The sequence below is a fragment of the Pseudomaricurvus sp. ABR4_320 genome, from assembly GCF_056159445.1.
The window spans coordinates 215,526-233,147 of the sequence record NZ_JBSWVF010000008.1 but is presented as its reverse complement, the minus strand read 5'-3'; the positions used below and the strand labels follow the sequence as shown (position 1 = coordinate 233,147).

The following is a 17,622-nucleotide window of genomic DNA, read 5'->3' as shown; positions in this document are numbered from 1 at the left end:
CTTATGCCTTACGCAGTCTGTGGCGCTTCGGCAGAGTCTGTACGCTCGCCGGCACTCATGGTGCGATAGGTGTTATAAGCCATCAGCAGCATTCCAGTAAGGAAGAAAGCTCCTCCCAAGGCACGAACGAAGTAGCCCGGGTAACTGGCTTCTACCGCTTCAGCAAATGCATAGGTCAGAGTGCCATCAGAGTTAAAGGCACGCCACATCAGGCCCTGCATGATTCCATTCACCCACATGGAGGCGATGTAAAGAACCGTTCCAATGGTGGCAAGCCAAAAGTGCATGTTAACCAGCGGTACACTCCACATGGACTTGCGACCGCTGAGTACGGGCAACAGGTGATAGATAGAACCGATAGAGATCATGGCAACCCAGCCGAGTGCACCAGAATGCACATGGCCAACCGTCCAATCGGTGTTATGAGAGAGCGCATTGACTGTCTTGATCGACATCATCGGCCCTTCAAACGTGGACATTCCATAGAAAGACAGAGAAACCACAAGGAAACGCAGCGTCGGATCGGTGCGAAGCTTATGCCAAGCCCCGGACAGCGTCATAATGCCGTTAATCATTCCGCCCCAGGAAGGCGCCAACAGAACCAGTGACATCACCATGCCAAGGCTTTGCGTCCAATCGGGCAGAGCGGAATAGTGAAGGTGGTGAGACCCAGCCCAGATGTACAGACTGATCAGCGCCCAAAAGTGAACAATGGACAGCTGGTAGGAGTAAACTGGGCGCCCCGCTTGCTTAGGAACAAAGTAATACATCATTCCCAAGAAACCCGCAGTCAGGAAGAAACCGACTGCGTTATGGCCGTACCACCACTGAATCATCGCATCCATTGCACCGCTGTACATGGAATAAGACTTGGTCAGAGTGACAGGAACCGCCATGCTGTTAACGACATGCAGCAGCGCAATGGTGATAATGAACGCGCCATAAAACCAGTTAGCAACATAGATGTGAGATGTCTTACGCTTAACGATCGTGCCAAAAAACACGATTGCGTAGGATACCCACACCAATGTAATCAGAATATCGATCGGCCATTCCAGCTCCGCATACTCTTTAGTGGTGGTGTAACCGAGCGGTAGTGTTATCGCGGCCAGCACAATAACCAACTGCCATCCCCAAAACGTAAAAGGTATGAGGAAACCACCGAACAGCGGGGCCTGGCAGGTTCGCTGGACGACGTAATATGAAGTTGCAAATAACGCACAACCACCAAATGCAAAGATCACCGCATTAGTGTGTAGCGGACGCAATCGTCCAAAATGCGAATAAGGCTGGAAAAGATCGTTTAGTTCGGGCCAAACGAGCTGGCTGGCGATTAAAACGCCGACCCCCATGCCGACTACACCCCAGACCACCGTCATGATGGCGAACTGGCGTACTATCTTGTAGTCATAGACGGGATGCTCTGCAGCCGCTACCTGATTACTACTCATAGTGACATTCCTGATTGGTTAAATTTTAATCCATTTATGAGGTGCACCAGGCCTGCATAAACACCCCGTCTCCTACAGGGAGCGCAAGCATACCCGCATCGGGTCTGCCAGTTGTTGATTCTGGTCAACACCGGCCGGACTCAGCGCACACCAGCCCCTTCAGGCTGATTAACTTGTAGTGTAGAGTATCGCGCCCGAATGACATCGGGCACCGAACAGGCTGCCGGCACGGTCCAACAGCAAATGCAGTATTAACTGTCTATATTCTTAATAATTTGCCGGCTTTTCACCGGCTCATTATCAGCTGAAATCTCGCCCCTTATTTGCGGCTATGCGTAACCGCAACGAGTTCAGCTTGATAAATCCAGCAGCATCCTTTTGGTCATAGGCGCCAGCATCATCCTCAAACGTTGCGACTTTTTCATCGAACAGGGATTCACTGGAGCGGCGACCAACCACAGATACAGAGCCTTTGTAGAGTTTCACGCGAACATCGCCACTCACCGCTTTTTGCGATTCATCGATCGCGGCTTGCAGCATTTTTCGCTCAGGACTCCACCAATAACCGTTGTAGACCAAACTGGCATACTTAGGCATCAGCTCATCCTTTAAATGTGCCGCTTCCCGATCCAGGGTCAACGACTCAATGGCGCGATGCGCCTTCAGCATGACGGTCCCTGCCGGAGTTTCATAACAACCGCGGGACTTCATACCGACATAACGATTTTCGACGATGTCTAGGCGTCCGACACCATTGGCGCCGGCGACTTTATTGAGATGAGCCATAACCGTTGCCGGAGACATCGCCTGACCATCAATAGCAACGATATCACCATTTTCATAGGTTAATTCAAGATACGTTGGCTCATCCGGCGCCTGCTCAGGCGCTACGGTCCAACGCCACATCTCCGGGTCATCAGCTTCCCACCATGGGTCTTCCAGATTGCCCCCTTCATAGGAGATATGGAGCAAATTAGCGTCCATGGAATAGGGACTTTTCTTCTTACTGCTCGCGAAATCGACAGGAATCTGGTGTTCTTCGCAATACTTCATCAACGTTTCGCGAGACGTCAGATTCCACTCGCGCCACGGTGCAATAACTTTGATTCCAGGCTTTAGTGCGTACGCACCCAATTCGAAGCGAACCTGATCATTGCCTTTACCGGTTGCGCCGTGAGAAATCGCATCAGCACCAGTTTCGTTGGCAATTTCAATCAGTCGCTTGGCAATAAGTGGTCGCGCAATAGAGGTGCCCAGCAAATACTCACCTTCGTATATGGCATTGGCGCGGAACATGGGATAGACATAATCGCGAGCAAATTCTTCGCGCAGATCTTCGATATAAATCTGCTTCACGCCCATTGCCTGAGCCTTAGCTCGAGCCGGCTCTACCTCTTCCCCCTGACCGATATCAGCGGTAAAAGTGACGACTTCACAATCGTAGGTTTCCTGCAACCAGCGGACAATGACGGAGGTATCCAAACCACCTGAATAGGCAAGGACGACCTTGTTGACTGCAGACATGACACACTCCCGAAACAACCAGAGAACTTATACGAGGGAAACGACAGCGCACTCTTTCAAGCGCTTTGGGGCGCGAATTGTAGCTCCAATCAACGCTTTTTCACAGACATTAAAGAAAATTTTCGACGAAAAGATGAACCGAAAAGTCTTTATAAGGTCATCGGCTGGAAGCTAGCGAAGGCAGGGTTCCCTCATCATTTTTCTCCAGTCGAATCGTTACTCGGCGATTTTTAGCGCGTCCACCAGCGGAGCGATTACTCGCTACCGGGTAGCGCTCACCGTGCCAGCGAGTGGTAATCTTCTCGGGCGGAATACCTCGCTCAACGAGCAGGCGATGAACCATCTCGGCGCGCTTCTTGGCAAGCTCCAAGTTATCGCTACGGGTGCCATCAGAATCTGTGTGCCCGTCAATATAAAAAGACTCAACACTTTCATCGGCTCGCACGTAGATTGCGATATTGTCGAGCTTCACTTCTTCGCTCGCCGGGAGATCCGCTGCGCCGGGCGCGAAAAAGATTGAGGTCCTGCGGATCTGATCAAAATTAACGGGCAGCAATTGAGCAAGGCATTGTAAATACCGCTCATAGGGGGCGCGAAAATTGATGGTACTCAGTCGTACTCGAAGGCTTTCTTCTCCGCCAAACCAGGCCGCACGGGTGAATTCAACATCGAGACCATGCTGCAAAGCTTCAAGCATACGTTCAGCTTTGTCTTTCACCACAGTAATGGGTAAACGCCCCTGGGTAACATCCACATAGCCAAGCTCACGGGTGACGGATTCCGGCTTCCATGCGGGCGCCTTGAGCTTCAGCATGGCTTTTCCCGATGCCAATCGAGGGGACAATGAGTTCAACAAAAACTTGGCTTCTTCGCCAGCCAACCTCTCGAAAGTCGCACCGCCGAATAGGGGAATATCCTGGCTTAGACGACAGGCGAACACCGACGTCTCAGCAGTCCAGGTGGAGGCATCCATAGGCACCTGATAAGCGCTAGCTGAGAATGCACGAGGGGCGCCCATCACACAAGCAATCAGCAAGGTGGCGACGACGAATCTCTCACAATTACTCACCAACATAGCTCTTGTTGTGACTATCAAGCTCATAACGGATCATTGCCTCACCGACACTACCGCGGCCCTACTGCCGACCAACGAATACTCTGGGTATAGCACCTAAAACAACACCCAATAAGAAAATTTTAGCGCCAAACCCCTTGATTTCGAACCCTCTCGGGAACCCATATGCCGCAATTCAGACGGGATTTGAGCACTTTGATACCCATGTTATCGGCGGCACTCCGCTGTGCTTTAGCACCATAATTCGGTAGCATTCAGCCTTTGGCACTGAGGACGAGCACAATCATGAACAACAGCATCACCCTGACCCAGCCCGACGACTGGCACATCCACCTCAGGGACGGCGACGCGTTAAAGACCACGGTCACAGATGCTGCAAAAGTGTTCCATCGGGTCATCACCATGCCCAACACCGTACCGCCAATTACCACGGCTGAAATGGCGCTGGCGTATGCCGACAGAATCAAGTTAGAAATTCCGCCCGATAGGAATTTTACCCCGCTAATGGTGCTGTATCTGACCGATCGCACTTCACCTGAAATCATCAAAGAAGCCAGATCTGCGGGCGTTGTCGCCTGTAAACTCTATCCCGCAGGGGCAACCACCAATTCAGATTCTGGCGTCACAGATATTGCCCATATCTACCCTGCCATCGAAGCCATGCAGGAATGCGGAATGCGCCTGCTCATACACGGTGAAGTGACAGACAGTAATGTCGATATCTTTGATCGCGAAAAAATCTTTATCGATCGCACGCTTCAACCGCTGGTAGCACGCTACCCTCAGCTGCCGATTGTGCTTGAGCATATAACGACCCGCGACGCTACTGATTTTGTAACCTCAGCGGGCAGTCAGGTCGCAGCAACGATTACCCCACACCACTTGCTGTTCAATCGCAACCATATGCTTGTCGGAGGAATTCGCCCCCACTTCTACTGTCTACCCATTCTCAAACGAAATATTCACCAAACAGCATTACTGGAAGCGGCCATCAGCGGCAATCCCAAGTTTTTCCTCGGCACAGATTCCGCGCCTCATGCCCGCCACCGCAAAGAAGCGGCTTGTGGCTGCGCAGGCGTATACAACGCCCCTCATGCTCTTGAACTCTATGCGGAGGCGTTTGACGAGGCTGGAGCCATTGAACGATTGGAAGACTTCGCCAGCCATTTTGGCGCCGACTTCTATGACCTGCCTCGCAATGAAACCCAGGTTACCCTGGAAAAAACACCCTGGCAGGTGCCAGAATCCATCCCCTTTCCCGGAGGTGATTTAATGCCCGTACTTGCCGGTGAAACCCTACAGTGGAAACTGGTTAATTAAGGAAGATACTTTGCTACCCGCCGATCCATCTCTCAGCACATCAGAGAACAGCAAGTCCCCGCTTGCATTGCGCTTTCGAGGCTTTCTTCCGGTCATCATCGACGTGGAAACCGGAGGATTTAATTCGCGCACCGATGCCCTGCTGGAAGTCGCTGCCGTCATCCTTAATATGGATGACGACGGCAATCTCTTTGCAGAGTCCACCATCGACTACCACATCGAACCTTTCGAAGGGGCGAACATTGAACAGTCAGCGCTGGACTTCACTGGAATTGACCTTCACGACCCAGAGCGTGATGCCGCCCCAGAAATGATCGCGCTCAGCGAACTGTTCGCCGGCATTCGCCGCGCCGTGAAAAATCACGGCTGTACCAGAGCGGTGATGGTGGCTCACAACGCCCATTTCGACCTGGGATTTATCAACGAGGCAGCGCGCCGCTGTGGCATCAAACGCAACCCCTTTCATCCATTTAGCTGCTTTGATACAGCCACTCTTTCCGGTCTCGCCTACGGTCACACGGTACTGGCGCGCAGTTGCCAATTGGCTGGCATCGAATTTTCCAACAGCAGCGCCCACTCAGCGGCTTATGATGCAGGCAAAACCGCCGAGCTCTTCTGCTTGATTATCAATCGCTGGCGGGAGCTCGGAGGATGGCCGCTCCCCGAGACCGACGAGGAACCTTAATCCAGGCACCTCAATCGACAAAAAGTGTGAAATACGCAACGAAATGAGCCGGCCTTGCTGGCTCACGTCCACCTTCGCAATCCCCCTTAGAATTAATCCTTTTTAAGTCTCCGCCAGTTCCTGCAAACCTATCACTCAACACTCCCAATACGTTGGTATATTTCGGCACACCCTAGCCGAAAAATGCAAAATGAGAATTTGAACCAGCCGCTGTTGACAACCATTATCATTTAGAATAACTTTAACTTTATACCGTTAACTGGCGTAGGTCGTTGAGCAAAGTTGGTCGATCCTGAAATCAGGTGGATGCTTCCGATGACACAGCCCCTAGATACACAATTAAATAGCTGCTATGTACGTTTGTATCTGTAAAGGCATTACCGACTCCCACATAAAAGACGCCGTTATTAACGGTGCCAGTACTCTACGTGCAGTTCGCCAAGAGCTCGGCGCCATGACTCAGTGCGGCAAATGCGGCCTTCACACCAAACAAGTCATCGATCAAACCCTGGCCGAAATGGATAATCTTGCCGAATCTGAGCTTTTCTACGCGGCAGGTTAACCCCCCTTCCTTAACAAGCCTCACGCCTTGACTCGTCCTAGTCACCGTTGCAGACTAAACGGCAGATATCCTTTGCCTGTTTGCTGACGCAGATGGCGTCTGCCTCTCCCTATCCCACATCAAGAAAGGACGGTCTGATGAAGGGTGACGTAAAAGTTATTGAATATCTCAATAAAATTCTGTTCAACGAACTCATCGCCATCAACCAATACTTTTTACATGCTCGCATGTACAAAAATTGGGGACTGGACACGCTCAATGAGCACGAATATCACGAGTCCATTGACGAAATGAAGCACGCCGATGCACTCATTCAGAGAATCCTGTTTCTCGAAGGGGTGCCAAACCTTCAGGATTTGGGCAAATTGATGATTGGAGAAAGCACTAGAGAAATGCTCGAGTGCGACCTCAAACTTGAACTCATTGCAATTCCCGACCTACGCGAAGCGATTACCTACTGCGAGTCCGTGCGCGATTATGTCAGCCGGGAGCTGCTCGAGAGCATTCTGGAATCCGAAGAAGAACACGTCGACTGGCTTGAAACACAACTCAGCCTGATCGCTAAAATGGGCCTCAATAATTACCTTCAATCCCATATGGAATCCTGATATTCCCTTTCCCAAAACACGCAGCGTATAGACTAAAAAACCCCCGTATCCCCTTTTTAAGCGTGCGCCGGTGCAATATACTCACGCGCTCTATCCACCGGGACGATTCGCTGACGCTCTCGCCACCGCAATCTCCCTTTCCAAGTGCACAACCGAGAGTCGCATCGTGAATCTGGAAAACGCCTCCACCGAACAATTAGCCGAGTGGGAAGCCCAACTCGCCAAGGATTATGCCGCCCTGCAACAGGAATCCCTCAAGCTGGATTTAACCCGCGGTAAACCATCCACTCAACAACTGAGCTTGTCTGATGCTCTCGACGGCATTCTCGACGGCAATTACATGAGTGAAGATGGCACAGATGTCCGTAATTACGGCGGCTTGGATGGTCTGATCGAGGCACGTCGCCTCGGAGGAGAACTGCTCGGAGTCCCAGTAGAAACGGTGATTGCTGGCGGTAACAGCAGCCTGACACTGATGTATCAAGCGGTATCCTTCGCAAAAGAATTTGGTCTTAAAAGTAATGACCAAGCATGGAAGGACATCGCCAACCCTAAATTTCTCTGCCCGGTACCAGGCTACGATCGCCACTTCACTATTTGTGAGCGATTGAATATCGAGATGATCAACGTGCCGATGCTTTCGGACGGCCCAGATATGGATGTAATTGAAGCTAAAATTAAAGCTGATCCATCGATTATCGGGATCTGGTGTGTACCCAAGTACTCCAACCCCACGGGTGTTATCTACAGCGATGCCACTGTTGAACGCATGGCGCAGCTCGGAAAGATTGCAAATCCAGCCTTCCGCATATTTTGGGATAACGCCTACGCCGTACACGACCTGACCAGTGAACCACCTCAGCTTGCCAGCCTTTGGGACGCTTGCGTCCGCAATGGTACCGAAGACAGCCTTCTGCAATTCGCGTCTACATCCAAAATCACTCATGCGGGTGCAGGCGTCGCCTTCATGGCCGCCTCTACAGCAAACCTGACGGGCTTTAAAAAATCTCTGGAAGCCGCAACCATTGGCCCTGATAAGATTAATCAGCTACGCCACTTAAAACTGCTTCCAAATTTAAGTGCGGTTACAGAGCTTATGGCAAAGCACGCCGAATTTATTAAACCACGCTTTGAGACCGTGCTCGAACACCTTGAAGCAGCCTTTACCGATTCAGACCTCGGAAGCTGGGAATCTCCCGTTGGCGGCTACTTTATTTCTTTTGATACGCAACCGGGCTGCGCTCGTGAAGTTGTGAAACTGGCCTCCGATGCAGGCGTGAAATTAACGCCTGCGGGCGCGACCTTTCCCTATGGTAAAGACCCAGATGACGCCAATATTCGATTGGCCCCATCAGTCCCATCCGTGCCTGAACTGAATAAAGCCATGCAAGTTTTCACCATTTGTGTCAAACTTGCATCAGTTCGAGCAAAGCTCAACCAAGGCGGCTAGCCAAAGACAAGCTATCTAAGCGTTATTGAATTTTCCAGATTTGATAACGTGATACGACAAGAACAGTCGCTGTGCCGGGTTATCTTCAACAGGGATACCCGGCGTTTTTTTATCCTACTTTTCCCCTAAAACGTCCACTCAACCATTCGCGGTATACAGTCGTACCGTTCGAAATTCGACAGATTCATCTAGATCAGGCAGCGTCAACGCAGGAGTTTCGGCGATTTTGATATAGGCAGGATGTGAAAAATGTTTAAGCCGGGAATCTGCGATAATGACACTTTTAGCATGCTGTAAAAAGTCATCCAACAACGGCAGGTTATCTCGATCATAAAGCACATCGGACGCCGTTAAACAGTCTACCGGGCCACGCACGGCGTTGAGATCATCTGCCACCGTTAATTCAACCTGATTCAGTTGCGCGTTATCGCGAATCGCCTGCCTAGCCAACGGATCACAATCACAGGCAATGACTTCATCCGCCCCCGCCAGAGCCGCAGCAATAGCAACAACACCAGATCCTGACCCGAAATCCAGTACGCGCTTGTTCTTCACTCGTTCAGGGTGTTTAAGCAGGAAATCTGCAAGCACTTTCCCCGACGCCCAACAAAATGCCCAGTAGAACGGATTTTCCATCAATCGCAATGCGACATCGTAGGAAAGCGCTTCTCGGGGATAATCCTGGTTAAGTAACAACAATCGCAGCGACGGCTCTGAAACTACCTCGAAGTGTTCAAGGCGCGCCCCGGGGATCGCTTCCGCAACAATTTGACTTAATGATTCGGGTAGATCCATAGCAAGTAAATTTCAAGGGGGTGGCGCGTGCATCATTGCAAGGTTGGCCGAAATTGGACGTCTGTCACAGTCACTTTTGAGGCCTTGTGAGATCCTACACATATTGAGTAACAGTGAATTACAGGAGAGAACCCATGGGGGCGCTACGGAAGTCTGCACGCTATACAGGCTTATTGCTGACAATTGCAGCAACCTTGACGTGGGCGTCCATTCTAGTTGCAGATTCTACCGAAATGGTCTCAGAATCAGAATGGCTGCAGAAACTTAAGTGGGCTCATCTCGATAATGGTCAATCACTCCCCATGGACGAATGGATCAACGAGCGCTCAGTATCTATTAACAATGACGACTACTATCGCTGGTTGCTGGATAAAGAATCAGAAACCGACGGCTCAGACTACGAATTCTCCAAACTGCGATACCAAGCGGATGTCAGTGTCACCGAATTCCGACTACAGCTTTTTTATCGCTTCTGAATAATAAGAGATCATAAGAGCGGCTTTTCCGGCCGCTCTTTGTCGAGCTTTTCTAGCAACTCACGAATCTTTTCCACACCTTCCCCATCCAACAGGTATTGCCGAGCTTCAGACACTGGCTGATGAGCTTCGTCGATCACCCGACAGGACTCTCGGATATCGTCCAGAAACGGGTCGTAACGTATCGGCATTTCAATAAATACCTGCCATTCATTGGCATTCGCCTGCCCCAGTATTACCGACTGCAATAACTGCCTGAGATCCGCCTCGTCGACCCGATACCAGGATCGTCGCGACCAAAACAATACCGCCCCCATTAGGCAGCAGACCACAACACTTAACAGAATAGACGCCAGCATCGGTTCGACCTACCTCAAACGTATCCTCATAATCGAAAAGCACCGACATTCATTGGTAAATAAACAAAATACCGGAGCCCTATTGATTTTCAGGATTGATTCCCTGAAAAGTGGCATTCATATACTGCCGGATTTCTTCAGCCTGCGCATTGTGATCTCCGGTTGTTTCGATCAGGCGATCAATCCGTACCGTTTTGGTTTTTGCGTCGATGCCAATCAGCAACAGCGGCACCCCTGAATCGTGGGCGATCCGCAAAAAGCCAGTCTTCCACTTGGTAACCTTTTTACGTGTCCCTTCAGGGGTGATGCCCAACCAGACTCCGGCGTTGCCTCGAAACGACTTAACCGCTTGACGCACAATATTTTGTGGCTTGGTGCGATCAATCGGTATTCCACCGATATTGATGAAAAAGCGTTTGAAAGGCCAGAAGAACGCTTCTTTTTTCATCATATAGGAGACTTTTAAATCCAGACTTAGCCAGATGCATGCTCCGATAATAAAATCCCAATTTGAGGTGTGAGGCGCAAGTACCAGCAACAGTTTTGGCTCGTTGGGCAACTCGCCTTCGAGCTTCCAACCGAGGGTACTCAGAACAAACTGGCCAAAGCTCTGCAGCCAACGCGCGCCATGACGACGCGGCATCCTCTCTGGGATGTCGATATTCATTTTACTCATGGGTAACAGACTTCCAGGATCAATGTTCTCGGGTCGCGTGCAAAGCGATATCCGGATAACGCTCCTCCGTGAGGGAGAGATTGACCCGAGTGGGTGCAAGATAGGTGAGATGACCGCCACCGTCGATGGAGAGGTTATCAGAGACTTTGTTACGGAATTCCTGCAACTTCTTGCTATCGTCACAGGAAACCCAACGCGCGGTGTAAACGCTCACCGGCTCATAGATGGCTTCAACCTTATATTCATCGAGAAGGCGATACGAAACCACTTCAAACTGCAGAACACCCACCGCCCCTACGATGATGTCATTGGAGTTAAGCGGAAAAAACACCTGTGTCGACCCTTCCTCTGAGAGCTGTTGCAGCCCTTTTTGCAGCTGCTTGGTTTTCATGGGATCTTTCAAACGAATTTTCCGAAAGAGCTCTGGCGCAAAGTGAGGGATACCAGAGTATTTGAGGATTTCGCCCTCGGTAAAGGTGTCGCCGATTTGAATCGTGCCGTGATTATGCAGGCCGATAATGTCGCCAGAGTATGCCGTCTCGACCAGATCCCGCTCTCCCGCTTTAAAACTCACCGCATCGGCAATTTTAATGTCTTTGCCAATCCGTGAATGTCGCAATTTCATCCCGCGATTATATTGGCCGGAGCAAATGCGCAGAAACGCGATTCGGTCCCGATGCTTGGGATCCATGTTGGCCTGGATTTTAAAAACAAAACCACTGAACTTATCTTCGTCCACGGCTACTTGACGCTGCTCAGTGATTCGAGGCAAAGGCCCCGGTGCCCAATCGACAAAGTCGTTAAGCATTTCAGCGACACCAAAATTTGCCAGAGCGGTACCGAAGTAAACTGGAGTCAACTGTCCTTGCAGATAGGCATCCAATTCAAATTCATGACTGGCACCGCGCACTAGTTCTAGGACATCACAAAAATCCTCGTATTCCTCACCCATCAACGCTTTTGCTTCGTCAGAGTCCAATCCTTGGATCTCAACCGCTTCTGCCAGAGTGCTGGCTTTGCCCGGAACAAAAACATGGATGACGTCATTGTAGAGGTTGTAAACGCCCTTAAAGTCTTTGCCCATGCCGATGGGCCAGTTAATTGGCGCGGCGGCAATACCCAGCACTGATTCAATCTCATCGAGCAACTCGATAGGATCACGAATATCCCGGTCCATCTTGTTTACGAAGCTGAAAATAGGTGTGTCCCGCAAGCGACAAACATTCATCAGCTTAATGGTTCGATCTTCCACACCTTTGGCGCCATCAATCACCATCAACGCAGAATCCACCGCGGTAAGCGTGCGATAGGTATCTTCCGAAAAATCCTCGTGCCCAGGAGTGTCCAGCAGATTAACCATACGCTCGTGGTAGGGAAACTGCATGACCGATGATGTCACAGAAATCCCACGCTCCTGTTCCATGGTCATCCAGTCAGACGTCGCATGTTTGTCGGACTTTTTCCCTTTTACGGTTCCCGCGGATTGAATGAGCCGCCCGAGCAGCAACAGCTTTTCAGTAATGGTGGTTTTACCTGCGTCAGGGTGAGAGATAATCGCAAATGTGCGTCTCTTCTTAATTTCATCGGCTAAATTGCTGTCGCCCATCCTCTTAACCTTACTCTGTATTGAATGTACACAGCGCCCTGTTTGATGCTGGACATTGCCCATCCGGGCCAAAAGCCCGCTATTCTAGCGGAGAATGCATACGCAATAAATTGCCGACCATTGATACTGGCTGATTAAGCAAAATAACTGCCCTTCAAATATGCGACGAGAGTCTTCAACCCCTTTTAGGAGTCTTCAACACCCTGCTAGGAGTCTTCAACCCTATATTAAGAGTCTTCAACCCCCTATTGAGAACCCCAACGTTCTACCGAGCGGCATTAACAGCGTCGCCTACAAACCCGGCCCAGTGTAATATCGAACAAAACTATCTCAGATCAATAAACCGCCGGTTGTATGCTCGTAGGATATCCCTATGAACGCTAAGACTCGCTCCACCTATGATCCTCAACATCCTTGGCACGCCCATGATTTGGACGCGCTGACCAATCATCTCGACACCAGCCTTGAACACGGCCTAAATCACGACGACGCCCAGTCTAGGCTAGACGAACACGGCCACAACCGCTTGACGCAACAGGCCGGTCGCAGCCCGGCGATGCGATTACTGCTGCAATTTCACCAGCCGTTGATTTATATCTTGATCGCAGCCGGTATCGCAGCCGCCGCACTAGGCGAATGGGTGGATTCTGCAGTGATTTTCGGGGTTGTACTGCTCAACGCCATTGTCGGATTTATCCAAGAGGGGCGTGCCGAGCAAGCGCTAGCGGCCCTGGCTCGAACCGTATCATCAGAGGTCAGTGTACAACGAGGGGGCAGTCGTCAGCGTCTAAATGCCGAACACCTGGTCCCCGGAGACATTGTGCATCTTACCGCTGGTGACAGAGTTCCAGCAGACTTACGGGTCGCACACGCTACCGGCCTACAAGCGACCGAAGCGGCGCTGACCGGCGAGGCCGCCGCCGTCATCAAACATAAGGATCCGCTGCCCCACGAAACTCGCGTCGCAGATCGAACCAACATGGCCTTCGCCGGCACTCTGGTGGTCGCCGGACAGGGCCGAGGGCTTGTCGTAGCGACAGGCGATCATACTGAAACAGGTCGCATCGCAGCCCTACTGTCCAATACCAGCACACTGGAAACACCGCTGACCCAGGCCATGGGGAAATTTTCCAACCTCCTCCTAATGGTTATTCTTACCCTCGCAACCGTCACCTTTCTCATCGGCATTATTCGCGGCGAGACCGCTATGGACATGCTGATGGCTGCCGTCGCGCTGGCCGTCGGCGCTATTCCAGAAGGTCTTCCCGCGGCCTTGACCGTGACTCTCGCGATTGGGGTGGCGCGCATGGCCAAACGCCAGGCGATCATCAGACGACTGCCAGCGGTAGAGACGCTCGGCAGCACCCGAGTCATTTGCTCAGATAAAACGGGAACGCTGACCGAAAACCAGATGACTGTCGAGGCAATCTATGCCGGCAGCCAATGGGTGACTGTGTCGGGGCAAGGCTACACCCCGCAAGGATCCCTGACGACGGAGGGTAACCCCACCGAAATTACCGGCGCTTTACACGAATGTCTCTTGGTGGGTGCACTCTGCAATGATTCCGCCCTATCGAAGAAAGACGAAGGCTGGGGAGTCGATGGCGACCCAACCGAGGTTGCACTTATCGTGTCAGCCCGTAAAGCGGGACTCGATGAAAGCCAGCTGCAAGTAGAATACACAAGGCTCGCAGAGCTGCCTTTCGATGCAACACGGCAGACCATGGCGACTCTGCACACCGCAGGTCATGATCAGGTCATCTATATCAAAGGCGCCTTGGAACGCATACTGCCCCGCTGCGATACCATGGTCGACGCATCCGGGATTGTCATCGCTGCGGACACCAAGTCCATCGATGCCGCAGCCCAGGACATGGCCACCCGAGGACTGCGAGTACTCGCCTTTGCAAAGTTGGAATCGGCACAGACACTCGCTGATGACAGAGATATTGAGGGTCCGCTCTGTTTTATCGGCCTACAGGGAATGATTGATCCACCACGCCCTCAAGCCACTCGAGCAGTAGATGCCTGTCACCGCGCAGGTATCGAAGTCAAAATGATCACTGGTGACCACGCCATTACGGCACTGGCCATTGCCAGACAAATGAGCATCGCCTCAAACGACGACAGTGTACTTACTGGCACGCAACTCGCAGCAATGGACGATGAAGAATTGCGTAACGTCGTGCAAGACATTCGCGTATTTGCTCGTGTGGAACCCGCTGAAAAACTGCGCTTGGTGCAGGCGATACAACACCACGGAGACGTCGTTGCTATGACCGGCGATGGAGTCAACGATGCTCCAGCCTTGAAAGCCGCCGACATTGGCATTGCAATGGGCGCTGGTGGCACAGATGTCGCCAAAGAAGCCGCGGATATGGTGCTCACCGACGACAATTTCGCCACCATCGAGGCCGCCGTAGAAGCTGGCCGCGGCGTCTACGATAACTTAGTCAAATTCATCACCTGGACATTACCCACGAACTTCGGCGAGGGCTTGGTGATTCTCGCGGCTATCTTTGCGGGCGTAACCCTTCCCATAACACCATTACAGATTCTTTGGATAAACATGACCACCGCCGTTCTGCTGGGTATGAGCCTGGCGTTTGAACCTATCGAAACGGACGTCATGCTTCGCAAACCCAGAGCACCTGGCCACCCAATCCTCGATAAAGTTCTGCTGGGCAGAATACTGTTAGTAGGACTACTGATGCTGGCGGGCGCCTTCGGTCTCTTTATGCGCTGGCAGGGAATCAGCAACGACACAGACCTGGCACGAACCATCGCCGTCAATGTCTTTGTTGCCGTTGAAATTGTGTTTCTGTTTGCGTGTCGCAGTCAACACCATCCATTCTGGCGAATGGATCCCTTTTCTAATCCTTGGATATGGGGTGGTGTCACCCTACAGGTTATTTTGCAGATTGCGCTCACCTATTGGCAGCCCATGCAGACTGTTTTCGGAACAACCTCGGTGCCTACAACAGCATGGATAGAGATAGGCTTGATTGCCGTTGGTGTACTGATATTGGTCGAAGTTGAAAAGGCCTTGCGGCGCTACACTGCCAGCAAGGCCTCTTAATGAAAGGGAGCTAGTTAAAATTAGGCAACACAGATGCTAGCTTGGCACGGTGTTTGGCTTCCCATTCGTCAAGAGAAAGCGCCTGTTCAGCAGCAAATTTTTCATGGGCGGCCGCATAGAGAGCCGGCGCCTCACCAGCCGGAAGTACCACGATACCCTCTTCATCGGCAATTACGATATCGCCACCATTAACAGTGGCCCCGCCACAGGAAATGGTTTCATTCAACGGCGACACAAACGCTTTCTTGCCAGGGAATGGCACGACTCCCCTGACATAAACAGGAAATGCCATTTTACGAATCTCAGCCAGGTCACGAATCACACCGTCAACAACAAACCCTTTAATTCCTCGCTGTTGCGCAATAGCGCAGACGTTACCTCCAGCGACAGCACAGGCGGTGTCACAGCCATCCGCGACGATGATGGAACCGGGAGGCGCCTCATAAATCGCGGCATGCAACATCAAATGATCGCCCGGCGCCAATTGAACGGTAAATGCTGAGCCAGCAATACGCGGAGTTCCCGACCACAATTCTCGAATTCCACAATCCATGACTTGCGAACGCTTGAGTACATTGGCGTATTCGACCGCCGCAAGATCTCCATAATCTATTGAATCTGTCATAACTAATGGCCACTCTTCGCTGCTTTTGAAACTTCAGCACCAGATTTTGGCAGACTCATCGACAGCAACCAATACCCCATTAGTCCAGATGCCAGCGACCCAACAATAATACCTAAGCGCTCATCAAACAGCTGCCCGTCTTCCGTATAGGCGAGAGTTCCAATAAATAAACTCATTGTAAATCCAATACCACAAATGGCGCTGGTTCCCCACAACTGCATCCACGTAACACCCTTCGGTAACTGTGTGAGACGTGTTTTAATGGCCAAAAAGCAGATACCGAAAATACCAATTTGCTTACCAAGAAACAGCCCCAAAGCGATACCAATAGGAACGCTATGGAATACTTGCGAGAAACCGACATTACGCAAATCCAAGCCAGCGTTGGCAAAAGCAAAGACTGGCACCACGAAAAACGCGACAACTGAATGCAGGCTGTGCTCCATATCCGTTACCAGCGACTTCTCTGGATTTTTCTTTGAACGCATAGGAATGAACATGGCCAAAATAACAGCGGCCAAAGTCGCATGAACACCGGATTTCAGCGTCGCTACCCACATGACCAATCCCACCATTACGTAGGGCGTAGGTATGGATACGTCGCTGCGATTTAGTATGTAGAGAATCGGCAAACAACAAGCGACGACGGTAATCGCCGTGAGAGAAATCTGCTCAGTGTAAAAAATCGCGATGATAATAATCGCACCGACGTCATCGAAAATGGCGAGAGACGCCAAAAAGACCTTGATCGTAACGGGTACCCTGGACCCCAACAGAGCCAGAACACCGAGGGCAAAAGCAATGTCGGTCGCGGCGGGAATTGCCCAACCCTGCATTTCAAAGGAATTGTCGCTATTGAAAAGAATAAAGATCAACGCGGGAACCGCCATTCCGCCGATGGCACCGATCGCAGGAAGCGCAATATTACTGGGCTTGGACAGCTCCCCCTCAACCACTTCGCGCTTAAGCTCAAGGCCCACAACAAAGAAAAATACCGCCATCAAACCATCGTTGATCCACAGCAGTAACGGCTTTGCAATAACCAATGCACCGACTCGAATTTCCATGGGTGTGGCGAGAAACAGTTCGTAGATACTATCCAGGGGGGTGTTGGCAAACACCAGCGCGAGAGCTGCGGCCAGCATCAGGATGATGCCCCCGGCAGAATCCTTCTTAAAAAATGCAGCAACTCTCTCGTTAAACTCCGCGAGCATAGATCTCCTTCTGGGGTATAAATTCAAATGAAATGGACTGGTGGCGATGCCCCAATCGCCTCTCCGGTAAGTGTAGCTTGCCAATCAGGTTATACGGCAACATAGCACAATCATGGT

The 17,622-nt window shown here is 51.3% G+C and carries 16 protein-coding genes; 7 read left to right on the top strand and 9 right to left on the bottom strand.

Annotation, left to right across the window (positions count from 1 at the left end; translation table 11 throughout):
• Positions 1-8: 8 nt before the first annotated feature.
• The 3 genes from ccoN to ACXAFR_RS17385 all read right to left on the bottom strand — a co-directional run bounded on the left by ccoN (position 9) and on the right by ACXAFR_RS17385 (position 4,077).
• The gene (gene ccoN / locus ACXAFR_RS17395) at positions 9-1,451 is read right to left on the bottom strand and encodes a cytochrome-c oxidase, cbb3-type subunit I (RefSeq protein WP_475179011.1); all 1,443 of its coding nucleotides are present in this window, start codon (positions 1,449-1,451) and stop codon (positions 9-11) included.
• A gap of 300 nt (positions 1,452-1,751) precedes the next feature.
• Complete coding sequence (locus tag ACXAFR_RS17390; RefSeq protein ID WP_475179010.1) at positions 1,752-2,975, bottom strand: argininosuccinate synthase; 1,224 nt, start codon at positions 2,973-2,975, stop codon at positions 1,752-1,754.
• Between the two features lie 157 nt (positions 2,976-3,132).
• Positions 3,133-4,077 (bottom strand): flagellar protein MotY, encoded by a 945-nt coding sequence (locus tag ACXAFR_RS17385; protein WP_475179009.1) that lies wholly within the window; start codon positions 4,075-4,077, stop codon positions 3,133-3,135.
• Between the two features lie 258 nt (positions 4,078-4,335).
• Between ACXAFR_RS17385 and pyrC the strand changes: the two genes are divergently transcribed.
• The 5 genes from pyrC to ACXAFR_RS17360 all read left to right on the top strand — a co-directional run bounded on the left by pyrC (position 4,336) and on the right by ACXAFR_RS17360 (position 8,675).
• Positions 4,336-5,370 (top strand): dihydroorotase, encoded by a 1,035-nt coding sequence (gene pyrC / locus ACXAFR_RS17380; protein WP_475179007.1) that lies wholly within the window; start codon positions 4,336-4,338, stop codon positions 5,368-5,370.
• Positions 5,371-5,380: 10 nt separating this feature from the next.
• Complete coding sequence (gene rnt / locus ACXAFR_RS17375; protein WP_475179006.1) at positions 5,381-6,055, top strand: ribonuclease T; 675 nt, start codon at positions 5,381-5,383, stop codon at positions 6,053-6,055.
• Positions 6,056-6,407: 352 nt separating this feature from the next.
• Positions 6,408-6,617 (top strand): bacterioferritin-associated ferredoxin, encoded by a 210-nt coding sequence (locus ACXAFR_RS17370; protein ID WP_475179005.1) that lies wholly within the window; start codon positions 6,408-6,410, stop codon positions 6,615-6,617.
• A gap of 137 nt (positions 6,618-6,754) precedes the next feature.
• Positions 6,755-7,225, top strand: a complete 471-nt coding sequence (gene bfr / locus ACXAFR_RS17365) for a bacterioferritin (protein ID WP_475179004.1) — start codon at positions 6,755-6,757, stop codon at positions 7,223-7,225.
• Between the two features lie 166 nt (positions 7,226-7,391).
• Positions 7,392-8,675, top strand: coding sequence for an aspartate aminotransferase type Ic (locus tag ACXAFR_RS17360; RefSeq protein WP_475179054.1), 1,284 nt, complete (start codon positions 7,392-7,394; stop codon positions 8,673-8,675).
• 138 nt (positions 8,676-8,813) lie between these two features.
• Here ACXAFR_RS17360 and ACXAFR_RS17355 read toward each other — a convergent pair whose 3' ends face one another.
• Positions 8,814-9,470 (bottom strand): class I SAM-dependent methyltransferase, encoded by a 657-nt coding sequence (locus ACXAFR_RS17355; RefSeq protein WP_475179002.1) that lies wholly within the window; start codon positions 9,468-9,470, stop codon positions 8,814-8,816.
• Between the two features lie 134 nt (positions 9,471-9,604).
• On the opposite strand from ACXAFR_RS17355, the gene ACXAFR_RS17350 reads away from it, so the two are divergent.
• Positions 9,605-9,946, top strand: coding sequence for a hypothetical protein (locus tag ACXAFR_RS17350; RefSeq protein WP_475179001.1), 342 nt, complete (start codon positions 9,605-9,607; stop codon positions 9,944-9,946).
• Positions 9,947-9,957: 11 nt separating this feature from the next.
• Here ACXAFR_RS17350 and ACXAFR_RS17345 read toward each other — a convergent pair whose 3' ends face one another.
• The 3 genes from ACXAFR_RS17345 to ACXAFR_RS17335 all read right to left on the bottom strand — a co-directional run bounded on the left by ACXAFR_RS17345 (position 9,958) and on the right by ACXAFR_RS17335 (position 12,587).
• A complete protein-coding gene (locus ACXAFR_RS17345) occupies positions 9,958-10,305 on the bottom strand; it encodes a hypothetical protein (RefSeq protein ID WP_475179000.1) in 348 nt (115 codons plus the stop codon).
• A gap of 79 nt (positions 10,306-10,384) precedes the next feature.
• A complete protein-coding gene (locus ACXAFR_RS17340) occupies positions 10,385-10,981 on the bottom strand; it encodes a 1-acyl-sn-glycerol-3-phosphate acyltransferase (protein WP_475178999.1) in 597 nt (198 codons plus the stop codon).
• 19 nt (positions 10,982-11,000) lie between these two features.
• The gene (locus ACXAFR_RS17335) at positions 11,001-12,587 is read right to left on the bottom strand and encodes a peptide chain release factor 3 (RefSeq protein WP_475178997.1); all 1,587 of its coding nucleotides are present in this window, start codon (positions 12,585-12,587) and stop codon (positions 11,001-11,003) included.
• A gap of 373 nt (positions 12,588-12,960) precedes the next feature.
• On the opposite strand from ACXAFR_RS17335, the gene ACXAFR_RS17330 reads away from it, so the two are divergent.
• A complete protein-coding gene (locus ACXAFR_RS17330) occupies positions 12,961-15,666 on the top strand; it encodes a cation-translocating P-type ATPase (protein WP_475178996.1) in 2,706 nt (901 codons plus the stop codon).
• A gap of 10 nt (positions 15,667-15,676) precedes the next feature.
• Here the strand turns inward: ACXAFR_RS17330 and ACXAFR_RS17325 are convergent, their stop codons facing one another.
• Positions 15,677-16,291 (bottom strand): RraA family protein, encoded by a 615-nt coding sequence (locus ACXAFR_RS17325; protein ID WP_475178995.1) that lies wholly within the window; start codon positions 16,289-16,291, stop codon positions 15,677-15,679.
• A 2-nt stretch (positions 16,292-16,293) separates the two neighbouring features.
• Positions 16,294-17,505 carry a Na+/H+ antiporter NhaA gene (gene nhaA, locus ACXAFR_RS17320; RefSeq protein WP_475178993.1) on the bottom strand — a complete coding sequence of 404 codons (1,212 nt, stop codon included), beginning with the start codon at positions 17,503-17,505 and terminating at the stop codon, positions 16,294-16,296.
• Between the last annotated feature and the right edge of the window lie 117 nt (positions 17,506-17,622).